The 6,438-nt window shown below is 33.3% G+C and carries 5 protein-coding genes; 3 read left to right on the forward strand and 2 right to left on the reverse strand.

The features are described from left to right. Positions 1-368: 368 nt before the first annotated feature. Both QM536_09165 and QM536_09170 read left to right on the forward strand, forming a co-directional pair. Positions 369-1,406, forward strand: coding sequence for a hypothetical protein (locus QM536_09165; protein ID MDI9357177.1), 1,038 nt, complete (start codon positions 369-371; stop codon positions 1,404-1,406). A 41-nt stretch (positions 1,407-1,447) separates the two neighbouring features. Further along, positions 1,448-2,473: a hypothetical protein gene (locus tag QM536_09170; GenBank protein ID MDI9357178.1), complete on the forward strand. Its 1,026-nt coding sequence runs from the start codon at positions 1,448-1,450 to the stop codon at positions 2,471-2,473. Positions 2,474-2,498: 25 nt separating this feature from the next. Here QM536_09170 and QM536_09175 read toward each other — a convergent pair whose 3' ends face one another. Together QM536_09175 and QM536_09180 are read right to left on the reverse strand one after the other, a co-directional pair. Next, entirely contained in the window at positions 2,499-3,803 is a 1,305-nt protein-coding gene (locus QM536_09175) for an HAD-IIIA family hydrolase (GenBank protein ID MDI9357179.1), read from the reverse strand. A gap of 15 nt (positions 3,804-3,818) precedes the next feature. Then, entirely contained in the window at positions 3,819-4,763 is a 945-nt protein-coding gene (locus QM536_09180) for a GDP-mannose 4,6-dehydratase (protein MDI9357180.1), read from the reverse strand. A 462-nt stretch (positions 4,764-5,225) separates the two neighbouring features. Here QM536_09180 and QM536_09185 point away from each other — a divergent pair, with 462 nt between their 5' ends. Next, positions 5,226-6,167, forward strand: coding sequence for a GDP-L-fucose synthase (locus tag QM536_09185; protein ID MDI9357181.1), 942 nt, complete (start codon positions 5,226-5,228; stop codon positions 6,165-6,167). Positions 6,168-6,438 lie beyond the last annotated feature (271 nt).

A 6,438-nucleotide genomic window follows, 5' to 3' on the forward strand; every position in this document is an offset into this window, starting at 1 on the left:
TTTTAGAACCCATCTATAATTATATCCATTAGAGATTTGTTCTTGTTAAGCAATCTTGTTTTCTATAAAAATTGCATCCTTTCGGAATTTATATAATGAAAAATAATAACTATTTATCTCTTATAAAAAATTATTATAAACAAAATAATAATTGAGTATATTGGCATAAAATATTCAAAAAATGGAATTACCTGAAAAATTATTAAACATAAAAGCATGTATAGATTCACTTTTATAAAGAATTTCAGAATCTAACAATACTTGCTAAATGGTTACGAAAAATGAATAAACTCGTGCATTTGTGGCATAAAAATACTTAATAAAGAGTCATCAATTATTTTATTATATAACAATAACTAACAATGTGTATGCAATTTTTTAAGAATATAGTTTTTTATTTGATTTGTGGAATTTGTTGTTGCCCTTTATATGGGCAATTTTCACCTGATAGAAAAGGCGAAAATGTGGATACTACCTATTACTATGCTATTTTGAAAAATGATATCACTTTATTTGGAAAAAAAGGAAATTTATCTTCCGAGTACCTTCTTTTTGAAGATGTTTTTTTAGGAAAAATAGAAGTAAACACAAAAAATATAGAAGAGATAGAAAAGGTTACCAATGGAGGTTTCTTTTTTATACAGACAAAAAATAATACTTCTTTTGCAGGAAGTATAATAAGTATAAATGAGTCCTCTATACGAGTAGATGTGGTACACTTAGGAATAATAGACGTACCTTTTGCAACCATAAAATCCATCACACCTCGTGGAAAAGAAAGTAGTAAATATGAATTTGCGAACCCGCATCCTACGAGATATTTTTTTAACCCTTCTGCCATTCCTTTAAAGAAAAGACACGGGTATTTTCAAAACACATATTTCATATTTAATAACGCTCAGTATGGATTAACGGATAATTTTTCTATAGGTGGGGGATTCGCTATTCCTTTTTTCATTTATATTACCCCCAAAGTTGGTTTTCGTATAACAGATAAGTTTTATTTAGGAGGAGGTGCCCTTCTTGGTACTTTTAATCTCACATACAGTATAAATAGAGGTAATGTATTTGGGATATTCTATGGAACTGCTACTTATGGCAATAAAGAAAATAATATAAGTATAAACCTCGGATGGGCAGGAAATAATTTTAATAGTAGTTCTTGGGAGTGGGGAGATTATCCTATTATGTCTCTTTCGGGAATGAAGCGTGTGAATACAAGAATTGCCTTGGTGACAGAAAATTGGTTTTTTAATACTTCATCATCATTGGGATCTATTATTTTTTCGTTCGGAGTAAGGATTTTGTGGGAGAAGCATTCCATAGATGCTTTAGCTATTTCACCAACCTTATTGAGCAACCCGATAGTTTTGCCCGGTCTGAGCTATGTATTTAAATTTGAATAATACTTTCGCATATTTTTTACATAACAATACAGAAAACTTACATGCACCTTTTTAAGAATATAGTTTTTTATTTGATTTGTGGAGGTTGTTGCTGCCCTGTATATGGTCAGTTTGTATCTGATAAAAAAAGCGAAGATGTGGATACTTCTTATTATTACGTTGTTCTAAAAAATAAAACTACTCTCTTGGGAAAAAAAGGGAGCTTATCCTCCGAATACCTCGCTTTTGAGGATATTTTTTTAGGAAAAATGCAAGTAAACACAAAAAATATAGAAGATATAGAAAAGGTTACCCAAGAACATCTTTTTTCTATACAAACAAAAAATAATACTTCTTTTGTTACAGGGCATATAGTAAATATAAATAAGTCCTCCATACAAATGGAAGTACTCCACATGGGAATAGTAGAGGTGCCTTTTCAAAAAATACAATCCATTGCCATTACCCAGCAAGAAAGTAGTAAATATAGGTTTACTAATCCTCATCCTACGAGGTATGCGGTGACCCATTCTGCTATTCCTTTGAAGAAAAAAGAAGCATATTTTCAAAATTTTCTTGTTTTATTTAATGGGTTTCAGTATGGGGTAACAGATAATTTCTCTATAGGTGGAGGATCCTTTGTTCCTTTTGTTCTTTTTATGAATCCAAGATTTGGATTTCGTGTAGCAGATAATGTTTACTTAGGAGGCGGTGCTTTTTTGGGAACTTCTACAATTTTTCATGCGTTTTTTGGAGTCATCTATGGAACTGCCACTTATGGCAATAAAGAAAATAACATCAGTGTCAATGTTGGATGGGGCGGAACTAATATGTTTAGTAATGCTGGTTCTTGGGAATGGTTGGATTCTCCCATTATAACCATTTCAGCAATGAAACGCTTGAGTACAAGATTTGCTATAGTGACGGAACATGCGTTTTTTAATGATTCTGACAGATTGAGATACAGGACTTTTTCTTTAGGAGGGAGGGCTATATGGGTGAGACATTCCTTAGAACTTTCAGGTATTATTCCATTCGTAGGCAATTCAATACTGTTGCCATGTGTGGGCTATGTATTTAAGTTTTAATAATGTGAGGTATCTACTCTGCTTTTTAATGAGCATTATCTGACAGGATATAATCTACTGCTTCGTATAAATCATTTGCAACATAATCGGGAAGAACTTTATATTTTCCATCTTTTCCTCCCATTCCTGTTCTTACAAGTATAGTTTTAAGTCCTGCATTTTTTCCCGTCATAATATCTGTAGTAGTATCCCCAATAATATAAGAAGTACTGTGGTTTATATGAAATTCTTTTGCTGCTTTTTTTATCATTCCGATATTGGGTTTTCGGCAATCACATTCTTTTTTTAACTCTTTTACCTCCCCTTCAAATCCTCCATCGGGATGATGCGGACAATAGTATATGGCATCTACGTATGCCCTTTTATTGCCAAGCTCCGTTTCCATTTTTTTATGAATTTCTCCTAATTCTTGAACAGAAAGCCACCCTTTTGCTACTACAGGCTGATTTGTCACCACTATAGCAAGGAATTCTGATTTATTGATACGGGAAATTGCCTCCCAAACAGAAGGAATAAGTTCAAATTCCTCTATGTTTCTTAGATTATTCTTTTCAAAATTTATAACCCCATCTCTATCTATAAAAATACAAGAACGTTGATTTTGTTTATGGAGCCGTTCTATCAATCCACTTCTATATGCCTTTTCCACTTTTTCTAATCTTTCGGGAGTGCCTATGTCTTTCATATATTCAGCACTGCGGTATGCTCTTATTCTGTAAGTTCCATCTGCTATGACACGAGGAAAAATATCTTTCCCAAAATCCGCAAAGGTATTTACTTCTAAAAAAGAGAATATCTGCGGACTTACTATATACAATGCAGCACTTACATTGTTATTATAAAAAAAATGCTCCTGATGAGGTTTAGAAAAAAAATACCGAACATACTGTTTTTCATCCACATCTACCAAATCACTATCATAAGGATGGTCATTAGGATGAACCACAATGGAAGCAATAGTAGTACCATCCTCCGCATCAAACCCAATAAACGCCGATACATCTATATGCAGCATAATATCCCCATAGAGAAGTAAAAATCTTTCTGTGAGCTTTTCTTGAATTGCTTTTAAACTCCCCGCTGTGCCTAAAGGGATTTCTTCTTGTATATGCTCAATCTTTACTCCCCATTTTGAGCCATCTTGAAAGTAATTTTCTATCACTTCTCCCAAATGCCCCGACAGAAAAATAATATCTGTAATATTATATCTTTTTAGTAGGTCTATTTGATGCTCTAAAAGTGGCTTCCCTCCAATAGATACCATCGGTTTTGGGATGGTAGTCAACCCTAATCTCGTCCCCTTTCCTCCACACAGAATAACAGCTTTCATCCGTATGTTTCTTATCTATCTTTTTTCTATATTTTTTTGAACTGCTAAACGAACTGCCTCGTTTGAAGTGTATTTCGCCCTCCAACCTAAGCCATGTATCTTATCTAAATTATAAGCAAAGAAAGGAACGTCCCCAACCCATCCTCTACTCCCACCTGTATAACGTATTTCCCGAACCTCCTTTGTTTCCTCTAAAATAATACGAGCAATATCTCTTACTTTTGTGCTATCTTCTACCCCTATATTAAAGTAATTCAACTTTTCTGTGCTGTTTTTCCACACAAAAATAATTGCCTCGACCAAATCTTTCACATAGACGTACGGTTTATTCTGCTCCCCATCGCCCAAAACTTCCAAATAATGGGGGTTCTCTTTTATTTTTTTGAGAAAATCAAAAATAATCCCGTGCGTAGCCCTTTCCCCAACTACATTTGGAAAACGAACTATCCACGATTGCAACGAATAATTCTCCGTAAAAGAAGATATAAACCCTTCCGATGCTAATTTCCCTGCCCCATAATGAGAAACGGGAAAAAGAGGACCATATTCTTCTGTTAATTCTTGAGAAACATCCCCATAAATAGCAGAAGTAGAAGCAAATACTATCTGACTCACCTTATGTATCCGCATTTGATTCAGAAGCTGAAAGGTAGTAAGAAACGTATTATCCATATCCCTATAAGGATTATGAAAACTCTGCCCAATATCCGAGTTAGCCGCAAGATGAAACACCACATCAAAGGCATTATTCTTAAAAATATCACTCAATTTCCCCTCTTCTTTTGCAATATCTATTGTATGAAATGCAAAATTACGCCGAGCAAAGAGGTGCTGTATATTTTCTTTTCTGCCCAAAGAAAGGTTATCCACCACCACGATATTTGCATCCCGCTCTTCTATCAAAGCATCACATAAATGACTCCCTATAAATCCCGCACCACCTGTTACGAGTATGTTCATATTGTTTGTTTGTATTTGTAAATAATTATTTCTTTTTCCGTCTGTTTCCGAATCCTATTATTATAAAGCATACTGAGAAACAATTTTATAATTACATATTTTTTAGACAATATTTTCTTTTTACCGTATGTTTTTTATTAAAAAGAGTAAAAATAAAGGTTGTGTATTGAAATAGATGATAAAATATACGAAAAAATTTGTAACTTGCCTATTTATGCGTAAGATAAAAGGTATATTGAAGAGGTACATACATCTCTCATTTCCATAAATAGGAAATTTGTGAGGAAAACTACTTATTTTCTAAGGAAGAAGAAAATCATAAAGATGCCTTTGATTCTATGGTACAATACCGTAACCTTTTTCACCATACATCGTAACACATAGCATTTTTTATTAAGATGCCAATAGTTACTTTTTTTTATAAAAAAATTTAGAATCCATCTTATTTTACAAACAAATACAATGATAGATAAACAATCAAAGATATTTATTACGGGGCATAAAGGAATGGTAGGGAGTGCGACTTTGTCTCTCTTGAAAGAAAAAGGGTATACTTCTCTCATCACCGCTACCAAAGAGGAGTTAGATTTGACATCACAAGCGGCTGTTTTAGAATTTTTTATGAAACATAAACCCGATTATGTTATCAATGCCGCCGCAAGGGTGGGTGGTATCAATGCGAATATGAAGTATCCTGCTACGTATGTATATGATAATTTGATGATACAAACAAATGTTATACATTCATCATATAAAACTGATGTAAAAAAAATTGTTTTTTTAGGGAGTTCTTGTATATATCCGAGAGAATGCCCACAGCCAATGAAAGAAGAATATCTTCTAACAGGTTCTTTAGAGCCGACGAACGAACCATACGCAGTAGCAAAAATATCAGGAATAAAAATGTTAGAAAGCTATTGGAAACAATATGGATTACATTGTGCTATTTTGATGCCTTGCAATTTATATGGTCCAAATGATAGCTTTGATTTAGACAAGGCACATGTGTTATCCTCGTTGATAAAAAGATTTGTAGATGCAAAAGATAGAAACGAACCATTCGTTACCGCATGGGGAACGGGAGCAGCAAAAAGAGAGTTTTTACATGTAAAAGATATGGCGAGAGCCGTTCTCTTTCTGTTTGAAAACTATAATTCTCCTTATTTCATAAATGTAGGGAGTGGTACCGATATAAGTATCAAAGACTTAGCAAACGTAATTGCCAAAAAGAGTGGATTTACCGGAGAAATACAATGGGATACTTCCAAACCTGATGGCATGCCAAGAAAATGCATGGACATTTCCAAACTAACACAATTGGGGTTTACACCTGAAGTTTCTCTAGAATATGGTATAGAACAACTTATAGAAGAGTATAAATTTCTTAAAAGTAATCAAAAATAAATTTTACAAAACAAATGCTAACTCACCTTACATTTTAAAAACGTTACGATAAACTTTTTGAAGGTAATTTTTTCCTCATGTGAGTTTATAAATGTATTCAGAGAGGTTCTAACAATTCAAATCCTAAAAACTGTATCATTTTTTTTGAATAAATCAATTTTTAGAACCCATCAATAGTACCTCCCCTTCAAAGGAGGGGAGGTTGGGAGGTCAAAATAAAAATATTATCGGTAGTTTTATTTTTTAGTTTGGTAGTTTCACTCTTTCGTTT

The organism is Chitinophagaceae bacterium (assembly GCA_030053935.1).
Classification (GTDB): Bacteria; Bacteroidota; Bacteroidia; order Cytophagales; family JASGCU01; genus JASGCU01.

Bases quoted from the DNA above. Each gene is read 5' to 3' on its own strand.
- QM536_09180 (MDI9357180.1), bottom strand. From the start codon at position 4,763: ATGAACATACTCGTAACAGGTGGTGCGGGATTTATAGGGAGTCATTTA.
- QM536_09165 (MDI9357177.1), top strand. From the start codon at position 369: ATGCAATTTTTTAAGAATATAGTTTTTTATTTGATTTGTGGAATTTGT.
- QM536_09175 (MDI9357179.1), bottom strand. From the start codon at position 3,803: ATGAAAGCTGTTATTCTGTGTGGAGGAAAGGGGACGAGATTAGGGTTG.
- QM536_09185 (MDI9357181.1), top strand. From the start codon at position 5,226: ATGATAGATAAACAATCAAAGATATTTATTACGGGGCATAAAGGAATG.
- QM536_09170 (MDI9357178.1), top strand. From the start codon at position 1,448: ATGCACCTTTTTAAGAATATAGTTTTTTATTTGATTTGTGGAGGTTGT.